Genomic DNA, 18480 nt, shown 5'->3' with positions numbered 1-18480 from the left:
TAATCAGCAATAACAAATATATGATATGTAAAAATATATTTTGGTATAAATTTTTAGGAAAAATTACTTCGCTTAAGTTTGGATAGTTTATTAGGGGGAGGGCAAAAATCTAAAATTGAGCAAAGCAAAGACAATTTACGTGATACTGTCTCTATTTCATAAAATTTGAGGCTTATCCTATTGCGAATGATCTTAAGTCTTTTCACACCTGAAAATGGATACTCTAATTTTTATCACTTGGCAATATCTGTGCTGAGTTCTCTTTGGAGCTCTGTGAACTTTGCATTTATTAGTTTTTTCTAAGTTATGATAGCATATGGAAACTGTAATCCAATCACTATGCATCCAAGGTTAACCAGTAGGTTAGTGTGATTTTGCCTTACCTAAATCCCATATTACCCTGTCATGTACAGCTACCTAAATTCGTATTGATTAGCTATTCAAATACTCACCAGATTATATTGTACTCCGAGATTTAGGTGGTCAATGCTTAAATCTTACTATCCTTTGCCTTGTGTTTTTATGATTTGTTTCACAATTGTAAAAAGCGCTGGGCAATCAATTTCACACCTCATACAAAATCATTTGTGATATACTTTAATTAACTTCTTCATACATAGCAAACAACACTATACTATCATAAAAGCAATAGCTCAAGAGAACTCATCTTTCATGTTATCTTTTTAGCAGGATTATGCAATTATTTTAAGTTTAATTAAGAAGACTTAATAGTATGCTTTACTACTCTTTTTCCATTCAGAAGCCTTATGTATTTTATGAATAGCAATTTGACTACTCTATGACTTGAAAACTGAAGCTGGTGACAAAGTACTATGTGAAATAAAAAGCTCAAGATTAAAAGTAGAAAGGATATAGTAGGATCAAGCATAGTAAAGAAAAACAAAGCTAACATAATCATTATTACATTCAGGATTCCAATGAAAATAGTTGCATTTCTATGACTAAAGCTTAAGTCAATCAACAAATGGTGAATATGATTTCTATCTGGACTAAAAGGAGACTGTCCCCTAACAATTCTTAAAACAAACAAACGCAGTACATCAAATAAAGGAACACCTATAACACCCATTACTACTATAGGTCCATTTTCTAAGTAATAAGGGGTATTGATTACATCTCCGTTTAGCTTGAGAAACTGGAATATCATTGTCGCACTTAATGTGCCAATAATCAATGAACCTGTGTCGCCGAGAAATATTTTATTGTGTTTTGAAAAATTAAACTTAATAAACGCTGCTAAGCCCCCCACAAGACTAAAAGCAAGAATCGCTTCGTTTTTATATCCAGCACTTAGGAACCAACTTCCAAAAAAGCAAGCGGTAAACATACCAAGTGAACTTGCCAACCCATCAATTCCATCTATTAGGTTATAGGCATTAGTAATTAGGATAAAAGTTAAAATTGTAAATGGAACACCTAACCAAGGTGATATTTCATTCACTCCTAATACTCCATAGAAGCTTTGCACATCAATTCCAAGCCCCTTAACAATTAAGATAGAAGCAATAACTTGTGCTATAAATTTCTTTTTAGGAGAAATAACCAACATATCATCTTTAACTCCAATAAAAAATATAATAGTTAAGGCCCCTATTACATACTGGAGGTGATTAAGCTCATTAATTCCTCCCCAGATCGTTAGGCTCAACAAAATAGAAGCAAAAATAGCGATACCACCTAAGGTAGGAACTGGTTTGACATGAGAACTTCGGTGATTAGGTTTATCCATCAAATGTTTGATTTCAGCTATTTTGATCACTACCGGTATAGAAACACCAACTATACCCCAGGCAAAAATACCGGCTAAGCCAACAGTTATTCCATTAGTTTCAATTTGCATACCATCAACCAAGCCGCTCATTAAAGCTACAAAAGGTAATATTAAAGCTAAATATGTAGCCCATTTAAACCCAACTTCAGGAAAATTGATCTGTCCTATTTTCCTTAGAGGCTTCATAATACGAAGTAGAGGGTTAGGGCTAATATTATTTTTTTTCCAAGCCAACATATCTTCCTGATTAGCTTTTAACCTACCATTAAGAGTGCTATTACTTACTCCTCCTACCCTCATCTTTACTAAAACCTTATTTACGTAGCCTGTTTTCACTTTATTTTTGTACAGGTAACGTAACATAAGCTCGTAATCAGCGGAGCAGCTAAACGCTGTATCATAACCTCCATATTGTTGAAAGCATGTTCTCCTTACATAGAATGTAGGATGAGGGGGCATCCATCCATTCAAAAACTTTGAACATTTGTATTCACCTGATTTCCAGTTTCTAACGATGGCATCTGTATTTTCTCTCTCCACGTATACTAGGTCTCCATAGATACAATCCACCTTATTTTTCTCAAAACCCTTCACAACCTCAGAGATTGAGCTTTTGGAATAAAAAATATCATCAGCATGTAAAATCCCCACAACTTCGCCGCTGGCTAAAGCAATTCCTTTATTAAGTGCATCATACAACCCCTCATCCTTCTCAGATATAAATACTTGTATATCATTGGCATACTGCTGTATAATTTCTTGAGTACCATCTGTAGACTGACCATCTACTACGATATATTCAATATCCTCATAGTCCTGGTTTAATACCGACTCTATGGAAGCAGCTATTGTGGCTGCATTGTTATAAACGACAGTAATGATAGAGACTTTCAATTTTTACTTTGTTTTAATTTGGCTTAATAAGAAGGTCTAAGGTTGGCAGATCCAAAAATATTGGATGTTCAAAGAAATCTATTTTGGCTGGGTTTGCCCATTGAGAACAAGGTGATTTCTTACCTTGTATATTTTTACGTCAAAGGATAAGATGCAAAAAAAGTTAAGATTGATCTATCCTATATTGACCGATTAATTGCCTAAAAAAAGCAGAAGATTTTACTGATAAAACTTCGTCAAGGTAGATTTAGTAAATACTGAGTTCTCTTACAGTCCAGAGTAATTTTCATCCCAGCTCTACTTGTCATGAATTTACTTTGAAAACAAGGTTAAATAAATTGGTCTCCTTTGAAAAAGGAGTTAATGCCCACTACTATCCACCAATTAGATGACATTCTATGCTTACGTACCATTTGTGTTTTTTTAACATATTCCATCTTAAACCTAGACTGTAATTTGCGGTACATCATTAAAGAATACATCTCAAATGCTAAAGATAGCACTCAATCAGTATAATAACGACTGGTATAAGCCCGGTAAAACCTCAATCATCAGGCTGCTATGGTATTTCACAAATAGCCTGGTATTTCAGTCCAGTCTGTTTCCTGTAAATACACTAAAAACCAGACTACTTAGACTGTTTGGTGCAATAGTAGGCACAGGTGTTGTCATAAAACCTGGTGTAAATATTAAATATCCCTGGCGACTTTGTATCGGAGATCATGTTTGGATAGGGGAAAATGCCTGGATTGATAATTTAGCTAATGTACAGATTGGTAATCATGTATGCATTTCTCAGGGTGCAATGTTGTTAACTGGCAGCCATAACTACAAGGTAAAAACATTTGATTTAATTGTAAATGACATAGTCCTGGAAGACGGAGTATGGATAGGTGCCCATGCGGTAGTTTGCCCCGGAGTAAGATGTCATTCTCATAGTGTATTGTCTGTTAGTTCAGTGGCTACTTCTGATTTATCAGCTTACGAAATTTACCAGGGAAATCCGGCGACTTCAAAAAGAAAAAGGTGTACTCAAGCCGATAAAAGTATACTTGACTTCGAAGGAGAAATTGCTGAGGCGCTATCAATAAGACAAAAATAAAATATGGGATGGTCATAATAAAGCTGAGATTATGAAAAACACATTTCCATCTTACACCAAATTTTGATCATATCAGGAGTAGCATTCTCGATAAAATATAATGCCATGAACAGGTGGAAAAACTACAAAAAAAACATTACACCTATACTTATAATAGCACTCTACTTTGGGCTAAACCATGCTGTGCGTGCTCAGTTTCTTGACTCTTTGAAAGTAAAAGTAGGGACTAGTGTTACCATTGCGAAAGAAGATTACCAGCCACTGTGGCTGGTGTCAAATCGCTGGGGTACCATTACTGATCAAAAGTTTGACGCCAGTACTTATCTTACACTAAGCAATCATCATACATTTGGCGGGAAAGGCCCCATAAGGCAGTACTACGGTAGATATACTGATCAACCTACTTCCAACATCATCTATGGAGTTTCCATTAACAATCATAATCACTTCAAAAAAACTTTTCTTTCTGAAGCCTATGCCAAGGTGAAATGGCACGCTTTACGATTAGACATAGGGCGGTACAAAGAAGTCGTTGGTGAAGTAGATTATCAGCTTTCCAGTGGATCTTTAGGAATCAGTGGCAATGCATTGCCCATACCAAAAGTAAGTCTGGCTATCCCAAGCTATACCGATGTACCTTTTATTGCTCCGGGATGGATACAGGTAAAAGGGCAGTTTAGTAATGGATGGATGGACAGTGACTCTCTGGTGAGCAAAGCTTATCTACATCAACGAAGCTTTTATGTCAGGCTGGGAAAAAAACCTTTGGTCAATGCGCGGAAGTTTACCACCATTAACCTTTATGGAGGGTTAAACCAGTTTGTAGTATGGGGAGGTGAAAGCTCAAAGGGTAACAAGCTTCCTGGAGAGTGGATAGATATATTCACTAAAGCTGCAGTACCAGGGAATAACTTAGGTTTTTTTGATTATGGGGCTACACTCACTACTAGGGATTTTAATCTCACAGCCTACACCCAGGTACCTTTTGAGAGTAAAACCAATATGAATCCTTTCAGGATTAAGAATAGATTGGTAGGTGTTTCATGGACTAACCATCAAACTGATGCCATTCTTTCAGCCCTTACCTTTGAAGCCATTAATACCACCTGGCAGGATAATACAAGTCCTACTGGGAGGGCAGATTATAACTTTTACAATAATGAACGCTACACCAATGGTTGGACTTACCAAGGGAATATCATTGGTACTCCACTCTTCTTTGACTACCAAAGAGCTACTCATTACTTTGGAGAAAGCTACAACAGTCAAGCGGTATATAACATTGCAAATAACCGTATCAATGGCTTCCATATAGGAGTTAAAGGCTATTTTCCAACTGAGTGGTTTTCTTTATCCTACCGTACCTTATTTACCTATACCATTAATAATGGCAATTATAACGATAGTCATTGGGTAGCGGGCGATAAAAAGCAAAGTTATTTTATGCAGGAGCTCAATTATAAGTTAAATGGGTTGAAGGTCAGCGGTACGTTAGCCTTTGACGTTGGAAAAATTACCAGTAATGTAGGAGGAATGTTAGCCATTGAATATGACCTTAATTATAAGCCAGATCTTAAAGAGCTTGGTCCAGTTAGGTTTAGAAGAAAAATTAATCCTTTTAAGAGAAGATAGTTGAATTCTTAAAAACTAACCAACTATCCTTCAAGCCTCCCATAACAAAATTGAATGAGTAAATTATAACCTATTACGCTACCAAGAGTATTCAGAATAATGTCATCAACATCAAATACTCCAATTTGAAAATAAAACTGGATCAATTCTGCAGCGAAGCTAAATAGTAAAGTTAAGAACAGTATTCTTTTTGATTTATGTACCCACGAAAACAAAAGAGGAGAAAGAATACCAAAAGGGATAAATAAAATAACATTCCCAAGTAGATTTGATACCATCATATAGGTGGTAGGCCAACTAAAACCATTTGAAATTGATTTTTTGATGAAAATAAAAGAGGTATTTAGTGGTATCAATTGAGCCCCCAACTCTTTCGCGGGTAAACTATTCTGATAGAAAGGGGGGATTCTATTGAAGAATAATACCCAGAGAAATAATGAAAAATATATTGTTACCAACGCACAAAAATAAAGGTTTTTCCAGGTAATATTTTTCATTAAGAGTTACTGGAATTTATTCAGACTTAACTGAAACCTTATTGTTAGTCTGCATTACACTATAGTTAACCCTAAACCCTGATTCTGGGGCTACTTTTGACGAAGTATTAGATTGATTTTTTGTATTTTGAGTATTATGCAATAATTCTAATACCATGCTATCTACCAGAAAGCGAAACCAGAAACCCTGCAACAGGTGAAATACTAATCCCCATTTCCCATCCAAAAACCCTAATTTGATGAAGTAGCGGTATATGAAATATGAAAAGCTCCTGACAAAAATGGGGGCTCTTTGGAAGATATTATTTTTTAGCCAACGCCTTCTTTCAATAGGTGAACCGAAAAAACTGGCTTTTACCTCCCCTTTCATCTTTTTATTAGCAACGATTTCATCAGCTTCCAGTTGAGCCCATCTAGCATGGTTAACTGTAAAGTTTTTTAGAGTATCCGTTACTGTATCTATGATATCAAACCCTGCTGGTACTACTCGTTTATTACCGTCAACGATAAAATGCTGATCGTAAACCTTATTCTCACAGTACCCCTTTGTTTTACGAAATAACCTCAGATGAAAGTTAGGATAGTGGCCTCCATGTTTTATCCATTTTCCAAAAAACAAAGTACGTCTGCTAAACATAAACCCATCTACATCTGCGTTTGGGTCAAATTTTTGATTTAACCAGCTAACTAACTCTGGGGTCATTCTTTCTCCTGCATCCAAATGGAAAACCCATTCTGTATCGAAAGGAGAATTTATCTGTGCCCAGTTCCTTTGGCATGCATAGTTCTCAAAAGGGTGCTGCAAAAATGGAATCGCATGAGTTTCTAATATTTCCAATGTCCGATCAGTAGAGTATGAATCTACTGCGAATATTGGAGCATTCAATTCAGACATACTATTAAGGCAATCCGGAAGGTTTTCCTCCTCATTATACGTAAGTAGTATTATGGTAAGGTATTTCATTTATCAATATCTGCTTTAAATAACATAGATTTCCATAGATAAGGTAAACGGCCACAACCAACAAACTTATTTATTTTAAAACCTGCCTCTTCAAGTCCAATTTCCAATGTTTTTTTTGACCAGTACTTTATATGCCCTCCTAACCAAAGAGGATTAAGATGATGATCCCATTTGTTGGTCACTGACAAAGCAATGTTTTTGAGGTAACCGTTATATGGAGTACTTATCAGCAAGGTTCCATTTTTATTCTTTGCAAGAATTTTTCTACAAAACATTAAAAACTCTTGAGGATTGTATAGATGTTCTATGACTTCAGTAGAAATAATTGTATCAAATGTAATATCTCTTATTTCAGGGGGAAGTTCGTCTTCTTCAAGATTTTGTAAGAAAAACCTATTTGGATGTTTTGCCTTTGCAAGTGCTATGCCTGTTTCTGATGCATCTGTACCAAACACATTATACCCTCTTTTTATCAGCTCGTTAGCATAAAAACCACTCCCACAACCAAGATCCAAAATATATTTATTGTTATTTTTATTTAATAAATTAATTATTGGATTTAACAAATAGCTATGATGATGAGGGACATAAGTTTCATTAAAATTGTAATCTTGATAATTTGCCATAATAACAATTGAATTAAATATTAAAATATCTTGATCATTTCAAAAATAAATTTCAGCTTAGTCAGCAATTAAACTTAATGGCTTATGCTCACCTGTCAATACCCATTTATAAACATCAGCCATCTGTTCGGCTATTCTCTCCCACGTAAATTTCTCTTTTACCAATTTATAACCATTTTCACCTAATAACTTCAGTTGAGTTACATCTTGCTTTTGAAGCCAGCATAATGCCAGATAATTACCTCCTACATCTGGGGCAAACTGTTTAGCAGCATTGGCATGAAATCCTTCAGGCAAATTACACTGAGGTGTCATCAATACTGGCAGTTTGTATGACCAAGCCTCCAAAACTGACATAGGCAATCCTTCACTTAATGATGGGAGAATAAACGCATCCGCGTGCAGATATGAAGCAGTTTTGTTTTCTCTCAATTGGCTACCCACAAACAATATATGTTTTTCCAGTTGATTCTTTTTCACAATAGCTTCCAGTTCCGAACGATGACCACTTTCATCCCATCCGGCAATTACCAGACACCAATCTTTTACCCCTTCTTCAAAAGATGCCCAAGCTTCTATTAAAAACTTTAACCCCTTCTTTGGATGAATCCGTCCCAGGAATAATAATACTTTTTTATCTTCTGGAATATCTTTTTTCCATGCTGGCGTAGTGTTAAGCTGAGTTAATTCACTTGGGGGCAAATCTATACCATTAGGAATAATCGCTATTGGATTTTTTAACCCGTATTCTCGAATAGCATTTGCTTCAGCTTGGCATAAAGCATGAATGCATGCAGATGTTTTCAAATGATTATTTTCAAACCAAGTAGCAACTATTTTTTTCTTCCAGGCAGCATTGCTTACTGCCCAGGGGTCAAGCATTCCTCGTGGGGAGATTATATGGGGCACATGATGTTTCTTATAAATGTCTAAGCTTACTTTAGATAAGTACATCCACAAACATTGGGTATGGATAATATCAGGCTTTTGTTGCCTCAAAATTCTATGTAGGTCAGTCGAGTAACCAAAGTTAGTAGGCCCTACTAGTTTATAGGAAGCAGTAGGATTGGAATACGCTTTAATGTCTTCACTAGAAAATTCATCATTATGAGCTAGAATACAAGCATTAACTTGTTTTTGATTTAGTGAATTTGTCAGACATCTTACACTATTATATAGTCCACCTGATTTCCTTGAATTAGAACCAGAAAGTAATGTTACCTTCATCTAAAGCATTATTTTCTAAACCTTATTATTTTAGCTGGATTACCTCCCACTATAGCCCAATCAGGGACATCTTTAGTCACTATACTACCTGCTCCAATAACACTATGATTACCAACCTTAACCCCAGGAAGTATGATAGTTCTAGTACCAATCCATACGTCATTACCAATAATTACAGGTTTTCTAGGTGGAGCTCCCTGCATCGTCATAGGGATCTCAGTATTATCAAAATTATGACTACCTGATAAGATACTTACTTCTGGCCCCATCATCACATTATCACCAATAATCGTATCATTTCCTATCCAAGCCCCTCTGTTCAATGATGAATTTTCTCCAATTTCAACATTTAATCCACTTCCAAAATCAACGTCAGCATGTACTTTAAATAACTTAGGCGTTTTTTTTAAAATATGTCTAGCTAACAAATTACGTATGTACATGCTTAATTTACTTCCTGGTAGAGGAGTATCAGGTAATCGCCGAGCAATTACATAATAAAGGAATAAGCATAAGGATTTCTTAAAAGTAAGCCCTTGTCTTTTTCTAACGTCTGAAGGATTGTCAATAAAATATGCTTTAGTTTTAGACATCTGATTTTCTCATTTTAATGACTTTTGCTGGTACTCCTGCAGCAACCGATAAAGGAGGTATATCTTTAGTTACTACTGAATTAGCACCTATCACAGCTCCGTACCCGATACTCACTCCCGGTAAAATAATACACCCCCTTCCTATCCAGCAATCATTCCCAATTTCAATCGGGGAGCCATAGTAATCTTGATCTTTTATAGGAATACTTGTATCATCAAACTTATGATTATAGTCCCGTATACTGGTATATTCTCCTATGGAAGTCCCTTGCCCAACTGTAATAGAAAACATTGAAGTTAGATAACAGCCATCATTCACCGTAACTCTGTTACCTAACCGTATCTTAGATACAGGAGCCCCTTGGAAAACACATCTTTTACCAATTCTCACAAAATCACCCAAGGTAATATCTGCACAAGGCCAAATAAATTCAGGCATGCCATCAATAACAACACCTCTTCCAATAGAACGAAACCCATATTTGCCTATCGTATGGAAATAAAATCTAAGAAAAGATTGCCTGAAAGCTCTCGTAATATACCAGTACAGTGCAAATGGGAGTAAACTTCCGAAGTCCTTAAGTTTTGAAAACGTTGATCCGCTTACTCTCTTTGCGAACTGTTTTTCACGCATAACTAGACTGCTTGACATTTGTAAGCTTATTTACTAATTGATCACTATATTGTTCTAATGTATATTTTGCTGAGGTATACAAAGCATTTTTACTTATTTCATATCTTAATCCCAGGTCATTTATAAGCTTACTCAGCCAATATTTCATATCTTTTTTATCACCTGCTGAACAAATAAAACCATCATGCTTATGCTGAATAACACTTCCTGATTCATAAGTAGTGACAACAGGAACTCCCCAACTCATTGCCTCTAGCAATACCATGGCTGATCCTTCTAGATAGGAAGGAAAGAAAAAAATATCAGCTTTACGATATTCTTCATGTAAATCAGCTTGAGAAAGCTTCCCTAAGAATGAAACATTGTCAAGCTTAATAGAATTAAGATAGTTTTGACAGTTTTCTTCAATTGCTCCAGCAATTAAAAAATGTACATTCTCTGCTTTCATATCTTCAGCAATAGAAAACAAATCATAGATTCCCTTTCTTTGTCCTGCATTCCCTGCGAATAATATTTTTATTTTTTCTTTATCGCTACGAAAACGGGTTTCAATACAATTTTCAGCTTCCTTTTGTAAATGTGTAGGGTTGTAACCAAAAGGAATTACTGTAATTTTTTCTTGAGGTGCACCAGCTTCTATCAATTTGTCCTTTACAAAGGAAGATGGTGCTACAATTGTATCAGCCAACTCCCACTCTTTTTCTTCTCTCTCTTGAAGGTGTAGGCAATGTTCAATCATTTTTTGGCAACTGTCCTTACTAACTGAAGCAAAATATTGATGCATTTTTATCTGTGTTTTTCTTGGAGCCACACATTGCTCCATCACAAGGTGGCTTTGATTGTATGCTCCCCATTCAAATAATTCCAAGCATGCAGTATCAAAGCCAAAAAAAGCTAGTTTATCCTTAGAATCAGATTTTTCAGCATATTTAATTACTCTTTTATTTAATTTTTTATAAGCATCTATTTGCGCTTTATAATAATCTCCTCTCTTATTCTTACTTAACTTGTATCTAAACTCTATTCCAAGTGGTAAATCATAGTGCACCTTTATTTTTGGAATGGGTGACTGGTATTTATTTAAAACTTTTCTAACTCTTTGTGGTAACACAATCTTCAGTAAATTCTCTATTGGCTGATTCGGCGCATAGTATAAATCAGTAAAAAGGCTATCCAGTAACCCATTATTATATAAAACTCGTGCTACATCATATTCTCTCCTGGCAGTTAACAATGAAACTATAAATCTAATGTCAGGCATAACTTTTATTATTAATTGTGTAACTCTTTATCTTGGCATAATTCATCACTCCTATCAGTATAATTAATATTGGTAAGAAAATGGTAGGTATTGCCATGATTGAATGATAAACTGAAAAAAGTATAAACGTGGCAAAACAACAATAAAATAATACCCAAAAAATATTCCCATCTTGAGTTCTCACCCAAAAGGATTTAGTAAGCCTGCCGAATAAAAAGAAGAGAATACATCCAAAATAACCAAATTCATAAAATGTAGCTGCAAAGCCTGTATATGATAAGTATCCTTTATAACCTACAGCATCTCCCATCCAAAAATACTTTTCTCTCAATCTATCCATATTGACTTTTTCGATAAACAACGACTTTTTAACATCACTACCAAAAATAGTAGAACTTGCATATTGGTGAACTAGATAATTGTACATCGACACTCCATAATTATAGATTCCTTCTCTATCAACTACTTCCATATTGATAGCAGCTTCAATTACCTCATTGGTTCGTTCTCCACTTAAATACGCACTGGAAATCTCCGTTAATGATAAATTTAACAATTGGTTAAACTCCCCTCTCTTTGTAAATTCTCTTGTTACTGGTAAAACCGCTATTACAGTTATTACCAATATTATTGCTGGTATAATAAACTGTTTAGGAATATATGCTTTCTTAATAAAGAATAGTGGAAATATTATTGTAATTACTAAGTTAAACACTTCACTTCTTCTCCCGGAAATAATTATAAATTGAAGCGAAAGTGCTAAATAGAATAATAATAGTATTAACTTTTTCTGATTAGATTTCATCAGATAAGTGGTAAACAGGATAACTATTGCAGGTCTTAATAAACGAGAAAAAAACAGTATGATTGCAAATATACCACCTTGCTCACTGCCAAACTCAGAAGGATCAATCAATGAAGAAGCATAACCACCAATAAGTATTAATGGCAGAATAGCAATAAATATTTTGTTGTCACTATAAACTAACTCTTTTCTATTTTTTTCAATTCTTTGAGCATTATTAATACTATGATACCCCCATATCGCTGCCCAAAAACAGATTATAGCATTAAGTACATAACGGTTGTATTGAGAGTCTGTTAACAGATAGTTGTCTTCTTTAACAAAGAATAAAGTTGGAATTATAAAGACAAAACATGCTACCCCATACAAAAAAGGTAGTTCATACAATTTCCGAGGTCTTTTGTAAGCCTGATAAATAGGTATAAATGCAGAAAAAGCAAAAGTATAAAATAACAACTCCCTGTACATTGTTACTTCTTTTCTGGTATTAATTGATAAATGACTTTACTCTTAAAGGATACACTTTGCAAGAGGCTATATAAGGTTAACGTCAAAACAGGTATTACATATGCAAGTGAATAAGTTAGTGACACACCAAATAATAAATCAACTTTTAACAAAGTAGTATATAGTATTGCGAGGGCTATTAATAATATTGAAAACTGAATGACTCTTCCTATCTTAAAGAACACTTTCATATGAATCCCAGACATAAAAAAGCTTTTATAAGTATTAAACAGAGTGAGACAGGTGATAACGCCTAACATGCTATTTAATACCATTGCTGAAGCCACCCATTTCTCTCCGAATAAAAAAGAGATAATACTTTCAGACTTAAAGAATATTATCAACGCTACTACCGTAAGTACTACAAATTCAGAAAACAAAATCTTATATAACATTAAAAATCTTGCTCTCAGATTACTTACTTTATTAAAGAAGTTATATGAGATACGAAATGCTATAGGTTGTAATAGTTGATGGGGTGTAATCGCCAACCTTTTTGCCTGAACAAAATAACCCAATTGTCTTTCGGTAAGGAGGAAGCTTCCTCCTAAGATTAATATTCTCTCAAACATACCTTCTAACAAGGCATCTAACCAGAAGCCACGAACATTTGAAATAATATTCTTAACTGCTGAAAAGTTAACTTTTTTGAGAGGCATTTTTTTCAACTCTTTTTTATATATCAGATGAGTTAATCTAAGAATAGTTTCCGCAAATACACGAATATATAAAACTACAAAGCCAACTCCACTAATGGCCAACACTATCACAAGCAAATGACTCAAGGTATTGGATGTAGTTTCAATAAATGAAATGCTTTTATAATTTAACTTTCTCTCAAAAATACTTAACTGAAATAAAACTAATGGAGCAATAAGTTTATCAATGAGTAAAATAAGTCCACCTATATTCATCATACCCCATAACATCAATAATAAAAACCCAATGCAAGAATTGATTATGCTTTGAATTACAGCTACAGTAGTGATTATTTCATATTTTTCCTTTAAAGTAGTCTGATTTAGCTTGATAATATATGGTTCTAATTTTAGATTTAATATTGCACTGCTTAAATTTATGTTGGCTTGCACAATTGCAAATGTCCCAAAATCTTCTGGCATTAGATATCTGGCCAATATTACATTAGAGATAAAAGCAATACCAGCCTGCAGTCCACTCCCTCCTAACATCCATGTGGCATTATTTACAAATGGATGAGCTAAAGCACTCTTAACCCATAATTTTATAGCCATATCTACTTGCAAGCTTTTGAGTCCACAGGTTCACAAATTTAATATGTTTAGAAGGCATATGTTTTTTCCATTTTTCATCTAGAAAAATACTTCTATTTTCCCAACGACTTTTGTTTCCTGAAACACCAAAATTTTGATATTCTCTAAACTGATTAGTAGAATATCCATTTAGATTAATACCAAATCGTTCTCCAATTAAGGATAATGCTTTGTCTGGATCTTGAGCTAACTCTTCGTATTGAAGAGTGTACACATTTTCTGGAGAGATACATTGATCACATACTTTACTCATGATCTTATTTTCAATTATCCATCTTAGAGTCATCCTTGCTACCATTACAGGGTTCATTCCTTGCTGTTTTCCCTTAGCAGTAGAATATACAAAAGCTGAAGGCCTTTTAACCAGATGGATTACTTTAATATCAAATAAACCAGATTTTTGCAACCACATGAGCCTATAGGGATCTTTAGAGGCGTCAACAATCCACTCAACTTTATTAGCAAAACCATTTTGTTCAGCATGATGAATTGTTTTTTTAAAATAATCATAATTAAGCTTCCCATAACTTTCAACTCTTCCTAGTGTATCTTTAGAAAACTTTGCTGTAAATAATTCATAGAGTAATTTCCATCTGATCACCGCACCAGTATGAGCCCCATGCGGATGGGACCTTCTAAAATAACTAATACTGCTATTATTATCTTCTAATTGAATGCTTGGAATCAAATCTTTCCAAAAAAAGGATTCTAATATAGGTTCTCCACTGCCACAAATTGCATTAAAATCAATTTCTAAAGGTAATAGCTGTGCTTCACCTAGGGTCCATAAATTTGGGAATGAGCCAAGCATTAGATCTAAAATGGTTGATCCGCTCCTACCATTACTGAGTATATATATTACTGGAACTTTCATATACCTGAGTCAACTGCATTTGAGATTAAAACAGTGCTTTGAATGATTTAAATAATGATTTTTTCTTTTGTGGATATATATAATAACCATATCCATAATACCCATAGCTGCTTTCAACATCATTAAATACAATATGCGCATTATTGATACTATTCTGTTCTTTAATTTCAGTCAGCAACCTGAGAGACTCCTTCTGTGTAAATTTTTGACGTACTATAAAAAGACAAGCATCGCTATGACTCATCATAATCTGTGCATCAGCAACCAAGCCTATAGGGGATGTGTCGATAACAATATATTCATAAGATGATTTTAATACATCCATCATCACATCCATTGCCCCCTCCATCAACAACTCTGCTGGGTTAGGAGGAATCGGACCAGAAGCAATAACTTCTAAATTATTGATAGGTGTACTTTGAATAATTTCATCTAATAATGCATCTCCAATTAGATAATTACTTAAACCTTTTCTTTGAGAGTCAAGGTTTAATTCCGAAATAGGTTGATGTTTACGCATATCTGAATCTATCAATAGCGTTTTTTTCCCTGACAATGCTAAAGCAATTGCCAAGTTAACACTGCAAAATGTTTTCCCCTCCCCACTAATCATAGAAGTTATTAAAAAAGTCTTGTTAGTATCCTGGTTTCTCACGGCATACCTGAGGTTTGATCTTAGTACCCTGAATGACTCAGCAGTTGGGGATTTAGGAGACTGATGTACTGCAAGAGGATAATTTTTTTCATTCTGGCTGATAGATCCAATAAGTGGTAAATCTATATATTTCTCAATTTCTGCTTTACTATTAATTGTAGTACTAATTTTATCTAGCAAAAATATAGTACCCATAGGAAACAAAATGCCAAAAATTACTGAAATGATATAATTCCTTGTCTTCCTAGGCTTAACAGGCAATGTATTCACCAAGTAAGCAGGCTCAATCACTTTATTATCTACTGTTGCGGAAGCCTGGGTAATGCCAGCTTCTACTTTCTTTTGTAGCAGTAAGTTGTATATGCTTTCATTTAAATCATAAAGCCTTTTTATATTTACATATTTCCTTTCCGCTTCAGGCAATACACTAATTTCATTTTCCAGGCTGGCAATACGATTATTCACTTGCGTCAGACTCATCTGATTACTGGCAATCATATTTTGAAGGCTCTCGCTTAAGGTAGCTTTAATATTGTTGATTTTTCCTTCTACCTCTTTGACATAAGGGTTTTTCGCAGAGCCTTCTATTAAGTAGGTATTCTTTTCAATCTGTAAGGTAGCCAGTTGGTTAATCAGATTATTCAACAGCACATCCTGTGGCCCAAAACCAGAAGGAGCTACTAATTCATCCAGGGCTCTATTTTCTTCCAGATATTGTTGGATTGCCTTATAGTATTTATCATTTACCAAGAGGGTAGCTTTCTGCGATTCTAAGTCCGAAATTTTATCAAAACTACGCTCCATCATAGTACTGGCCTGGGAAAAACTATTCCTTGACTTAAAATTTTCTAACTCCTGTTCAATGACCTGAAGTGTATCAAACGTTGTTTCTAATTGTTCATCAATAAAAGTAAGAGACTGTGAAGTAGACTTATTCTTATCTTCCAAACTCACTATGGTATATTGATGGGTCAGTTCATTCAGAAAATCTATTTCTTTTTGAGGCACGCTTGTTTCTATAGAGATATCAATTACGGACGACTCTTTACTATAAGGGTAAATAGCAAGCTTATTTTTGTAATTCCGGGCTAACTTTTCAAAGTTACGAATGATGAAATAAAATCTTCCTGAGCTCTCAGGTAAAGAATTTAACCGAAGGGTCAAACCGGTGCCATTGATCATAAAATCTTCATCAAACTTCAGTTCTTTTTCTACTTTAAGGTTTTCATCCCAATATGCTTCCAACAGGAATTTTTCCTCATCAAGAATGGTAACATAAAAAGGAATATCCTCATTCAGGCTGTTATATTGTAGACTGTCAATCCTTACCTGAAATGGCAGCGTCGAGTATAGCTCCCCATCTTCAATCCTGCCTTCTCTAAAATACGAAATTCTCTGATTAAGCACTTTTACCGTGCGATGTATGAAAGGAAAAGATTTTAATATCGCAATTTCATTATATAATGATTTATTGGATGAAAGTAAATCCGTACCATAAATCAGCTCAGCAGTCTCACTCATATTCTCCTCTTCATCAATCAAAATAGAAGCTTTGACATTGTATACTGGTACAGTATAACGATTATACAAGAAGGCAAGTATGACACAAACAATCACGCTGAATAAGTAAAGCCAGCGGTATTGTTTTACCTTTCTTATAATATTATGAAAATCAAACTCTTCGTCGTTTTGAAGCCTGCTTTCCATTGAAATTTAATTTAAGAATATGTTTAAAATAACTGCGAGTACAGATAATGAGGACACGGCAATAGCCCAGGGCTGTAAAGGATTAATATTCCTATACCGGGCAGGTTCCACATAAATCACATCGTCAGGTTGTAAATAATAATACTGACTTGAAAACAGGCTATCCTGTTGTAAATCAATTTTACTACGTGTACTAACTCCATTCACTGTGCGAATAAGATGTACTTCATTCCGGTTGGCAGTGGGCAGCAAATCCCCGCCTAAAGCTAACCCATCCAGAAATGAGATATTGCTTTTATAAACGGTATATTGCCCAGGTCTGGATACTTCACCAATCACACTTATGGTAAAGGTTAACAAATGAACTTTTACTGAAGCATTTTGGAAATATTCGGCTACTAGGCTTGTGATATCTTCTCTAATCTGATTAACCGTTTTTCCAGCCGCTTTTATTTTACCTATTACCGGTAACTTTATGTACCCTTCATCAGAAACAGTATATCCATTGATAATAGGGACAGTATTACTTTGCATATCAGCATTTGAATATGTATTCAGTTGACTAGTAGGAAGGGTACTTATTGATACGTGGAGCACATCCCCACTTCTTAATACTACTTCCTGTTTCTCCGGTGAATATGTTTTAGGGGCTTGAGTTTCTTCAAAATAAAGCAGCTCCCTGGTTGGAATACATGACGCTAGGCAAAAAGTCCATGCAATTATTAAAATATATGTTTTTTTGTGTTTCACTTTCGTGTATAGTGTAGTTTACAAGATTATATCCTAAGCTGCCCCTCCTATTAATAGAAATGTTTTTTTTTAAAGAGGATGTTCTAAACTCATTTCGATCACCAATTCAATATTATAACATTCGGATTGTCTTTAGTTGACATTGTGTCACCTTTAATTACATGGGCAAGTTTTCAATTTCTCTGTCTAATGACATCTTCCTTTTTTTGAATCTTAAAAATATAACAAAACACATAATTTAACTTTATGGTTATTAATATGTATTTTTAATTAAAAAAACACATTAAATTATATTATATATTTAATAGATATAAGGAAATAAAAATACCCTTTCAAACGCCATAATAATTATGGTTTTTTGAAGCATTATTAAATGTACTCTTATATATATATCCGTAAAAAAAGATTCAAAATCCTCAAAAACCGTTCATCAATTTGGAAAAAATCACCTGCATAATTCAGTTTTATACCTTTTCAGAATTTTATAAAAAAAGTATAGCCTATACTATATTAAAATACTTCAATATGGTTTATTTATCTAACATGGCTTGAATAACTACGTATTTATGTAACTTCAATGCCCTTATTAACGTATCCGTGCGGTGAAGTAGCCTGTTAATTTTCCATCACATCAATTACCTTGGCAAGTTTCCAATTTGGCGGTAGTA

At 34.4% G+C, this 18480-nt stretch carries 14 protein-coding genes and 2 pseudogenes; 2 read left to right on the top strand and 14 right to left on the bottom strand.

What is annotated here, in order from left to right:
* Positions 1–715: 715 nt before the first annotated feature.
* Entirely contained in the window at positions 716–2686 is a 1971-nt protein-coding gene (locus tag WJR50_RS29170; protein WP_341296861.1) for a glycosyltransferase, read from the bottom strand.
* 487 nt (positions 2687–3173) lie between these two features.
* On the opposite strand from WJR50_RS29170, the gene WJR50_RS29165 reads away from it, so the two are divergent.
* Positions 3174–3788, top strand: coding sequence for a WcaF family extracellular polysaccharide biosynthesis acetyltransferase (locus tag WJR50_RS29165; protein WP_341296860.1), 615 nt, complete (start codon positions 3174–3176; stop codon positions 3786–3788).
* A gap of 105 nt (positions 3789–3893) precedes the next feature.
* The gene (locus tag WJR50_RS29160) at positions 3894–5420 is read left to right on the top strand and encodes a capsule assembly Wzi family protein (RefSeq protein WP_341296859.1); all 1527 of its coding nucleotides are present in this window, start codon (positions 3894–3896) and stop codon (positions 5418–5420) included.
* 23 nt (positions 5421–5443) lie between these two features.
* Here WJR50_RS29160 and WJR50_RS34305 read toward each other — a convergent pair whose 3' ends face one another.
* The 13 genes and pseudogenes from WJR50_RS34305 to WJR50_RS29105 form a co-directional block, all read right to left on the bottom strand.
* Positions 5444–5917 carry a VanZ family protein gene (locus WJR50_RS34305; protein ID WP_445223500.1) on the bottom strand — a complete coding sequence of 158 codons (474 nt, stop codon included), beginning with the start codon at positions 5915–5917 and terminating at the stop codon, positions 5444–5446.
* A 16-nt stretch (positions 5918–5933) separates the two neighbouring features.
* Positions 5934–6881 (bottom strand): glycosyltransferase family 2 protein, encoded by a 948-nt coding sequence (locus WJR50_RS29155; protein ID WP_341296858.1) that lies wholly within the window; start codon positions 6879–6881, stop codon positions 5934–5936.
* Complete coding sequence (locus WJR50_RS29150) at positions 6878–7507, bottom strand: class I SAM-dependent methyltransferase (protein WP_341296857.1); 630 nt, start codon at positions 7505–7507, stop codon at positions 6878–6880. Before WJR50_RS29150 ends, WJR50_RS29155 begins: the two co-directional genes overlap by 4 nt.
* Positions 7508–7564: 57 nt before the next feature.
* Entirely contained in the window at positions 7565–8734 is a 1170-nt protein-coding gene (locus WJR50_RS29145) for a glycosyltransferase (RefSeq protein WP_341296856.1), read from the bottom strand.
* 14 nt (positions 8735–8748) lie between these two features.
* Positions 8749–8907 (bottom strand): annotated as a pseudogene (locus tag WJR50_RS34300) (DapH/DapD/GlmU-related protein); the annotation flags it as partial.
* 412 nt (positions 8908–9319) lie between these two features.
* On the bottom strand, positions 9320–9961 hold the full coding sequence (locus WJR50_RS29135) for an acyltransferase (protein ID WP_341296854.1): 642 nt from the start codon (positions 9959–9961) through the stop codon (positions 9320–9322).
* Positions 9954–11222, bottom strand: a complete 1269-nt coding sequence (locus WJR50_RS29130) for a glycosyltransferase family 4 protein (RefSeq protein WP_341296853.1) — start codon at positions 11220–11222, stop codon at positions 9954–9956. The genes WJR50_RS29135 and WJR50_RS29130 overlap by 8 nt, the downstream gene beginning before the upstream one ends.
* The gene (locus WJR50_RS29125; protein ID WP_341296852.1) at positions 11215–12495 is read right to left on the bottom strand and encodes a hypothetical protein; all 1281 of its coding nucleotides are present in this window, start codon (positions 12493–12495) and stop codon (positions 11215–11217) included. The genes WJR50_RS29130 and WJR50_RS29125 overlap by 8 nt, the downstream gene beginning before the upstream one ends.
* 2 nt (positions 12496–12497) lie before the next feature.
* Positions 12498–13787 (bottom strand): oligosaccharide flippase family protein, encoded by a 1290-nt coding sequence (locus WJR50_RS29120; RefSeq protein ID WP_341296851.1) that lies wholly within the window; start codon positions 13785–13787, stop codon positions 12498–12500.
* Positions 13765–14700, bottom strand: coding sequence for a sulfotransferase (locus WJR50_RS29115; RefSeq protein ID WP_341296850.1), 936 nt, complete (start codon positions 14698–14700; stop codon positions 13765–13767). Before WJR50_RS29115 ends, WJR50_RS29120 begins: the two co-directional genes overlap by 23 nt.
* A 25-nt stretch (positions 14701–14725) precedes the next feature.
* A complete protein-coding gene (locus tag WJR50_RS29110; protein ID WP_341296849.1) occupies positions 14726–16600 on the bottom strand; it encodes a GumC family protein in 1875 nt (624 codons plus the stop codon).
* Positions 16601–16777: 177 nt separating this feature from the next.
* Positions 16778–17062 (bottom strand): annotated as a pseudogene (locus tag WJR50_RS34295) (Wzz/FepE/Etk N-terminal domain-containing protein); the annotation flags it as partial.
* A 6-nt stretch (positions 17063–17068) separates the two neighbouring features.
* A complete protein-coding gene (locus tag WJR50_RS29105; RefSeq protein ID WP_341296848.1) occupies positions 17069–17812 on the bottom strand; it encodes a polysaccharide biosynthesis/export family protein in 744 nt (247 codons plus the stop codon).
* Positions 17813–18480: the final 668 nt, after the last annotated feature.

It is taken from the genome of Catalinimonas locisalis (assembly GCF_038039535.1).
GTDB lineage: Bacteria > Bacteroidota > Bacteroidia > Cytophagales > Cyclobacteriaceae > Catalinimonas.
This window is presented reverse-complemented; position numbering and strand designations above follow the sequence as displayed.

What these genes read in the sequence shown, in the direction of transcription:
- WJR50_RS29165 (WP_341296860.1), top strand. Translation starts at nt 3,174, where the DNA reads ATGCTAAAGATAGCACTCAATCAGTATAATAACGACTGGTATAAGCCC.
- WJR50_RS29160 (WP_341296859.1), top strand. Translation starts at nt 3,894, where the DNA reads ATGAACAGGTGGAAAAACTACAAAAAAAACATTACACCTATACTTATA.
- WJR50_RS34305 (WP_445223500.1), bottom strand. Translation starts at nt 5,917, where the DNA reads ATGAAAAATATTACCTGGAAAAACCTTTATTTTTGTGCGTTGGTAACA.
- WJR50_RS29155 (WP_341296858.1), bottom strand. Translation starts at nt 6,881, where the DNA reads ATGAAATACCTTACCATAATACTACTTACGTATAATGAGGAGGAAAAC.
- WJR50_RS29150 (WP_341296857.1), bottom strand. Translation starts at nt 7,507, where the DNA reads ATGGCAAATTATCAAGATTACAATTTTAATGAAACTTATGTCCCTCAT.
- WJR50_RS29145 (WP_341296856.1), bottom strand. Translation starts at nt 8,734, where the DNA reads ATGAAGGTAACATTACTTTCTGGTTCTAATTCAAGGAAATCAGGTGGA.
- WJR50_RS29135 (WP_341296854.1), bottom strand. Translation starts at nt 9,961, where the DNA reads ATGCGTGAAAAACAGTTCGCAAAGAGAGTAAGCGGATCAACGTTTTCA.
- WJR50_RS29130 (WP_341296853.1), bottom strand. Translation starts at nt 11,222, where the DNA reads ATGCCTGACATTAGATTTATAGTTTCATTGTTAACTGCCAGGAGAGAA.
- WJR50_RS29125 (WP_341296852.1), bottom strand. Translation starts at nt 12,495, where the DNA reads ATGTACAGGGAGTTGTTATTTTATACTTTTGCTTTTTCTGCATTTATA.
- WJR50_RS29120 (WP_341296851.1), bottom strand. Translation starts at nt 13,787, where the DNA reads ATGGCTATAAAATTATGGGTTAAGAGTGCTTTAGCTCATCCATTTGTA.
- WJR50_RS29115 (WP_341296850.1), bottom strand. Translation starts at nt 14,700, where the DNA reads ATGAAAGTTCCAGTAATATATATACTCAGTAATGGTAGGAGCGGATCA.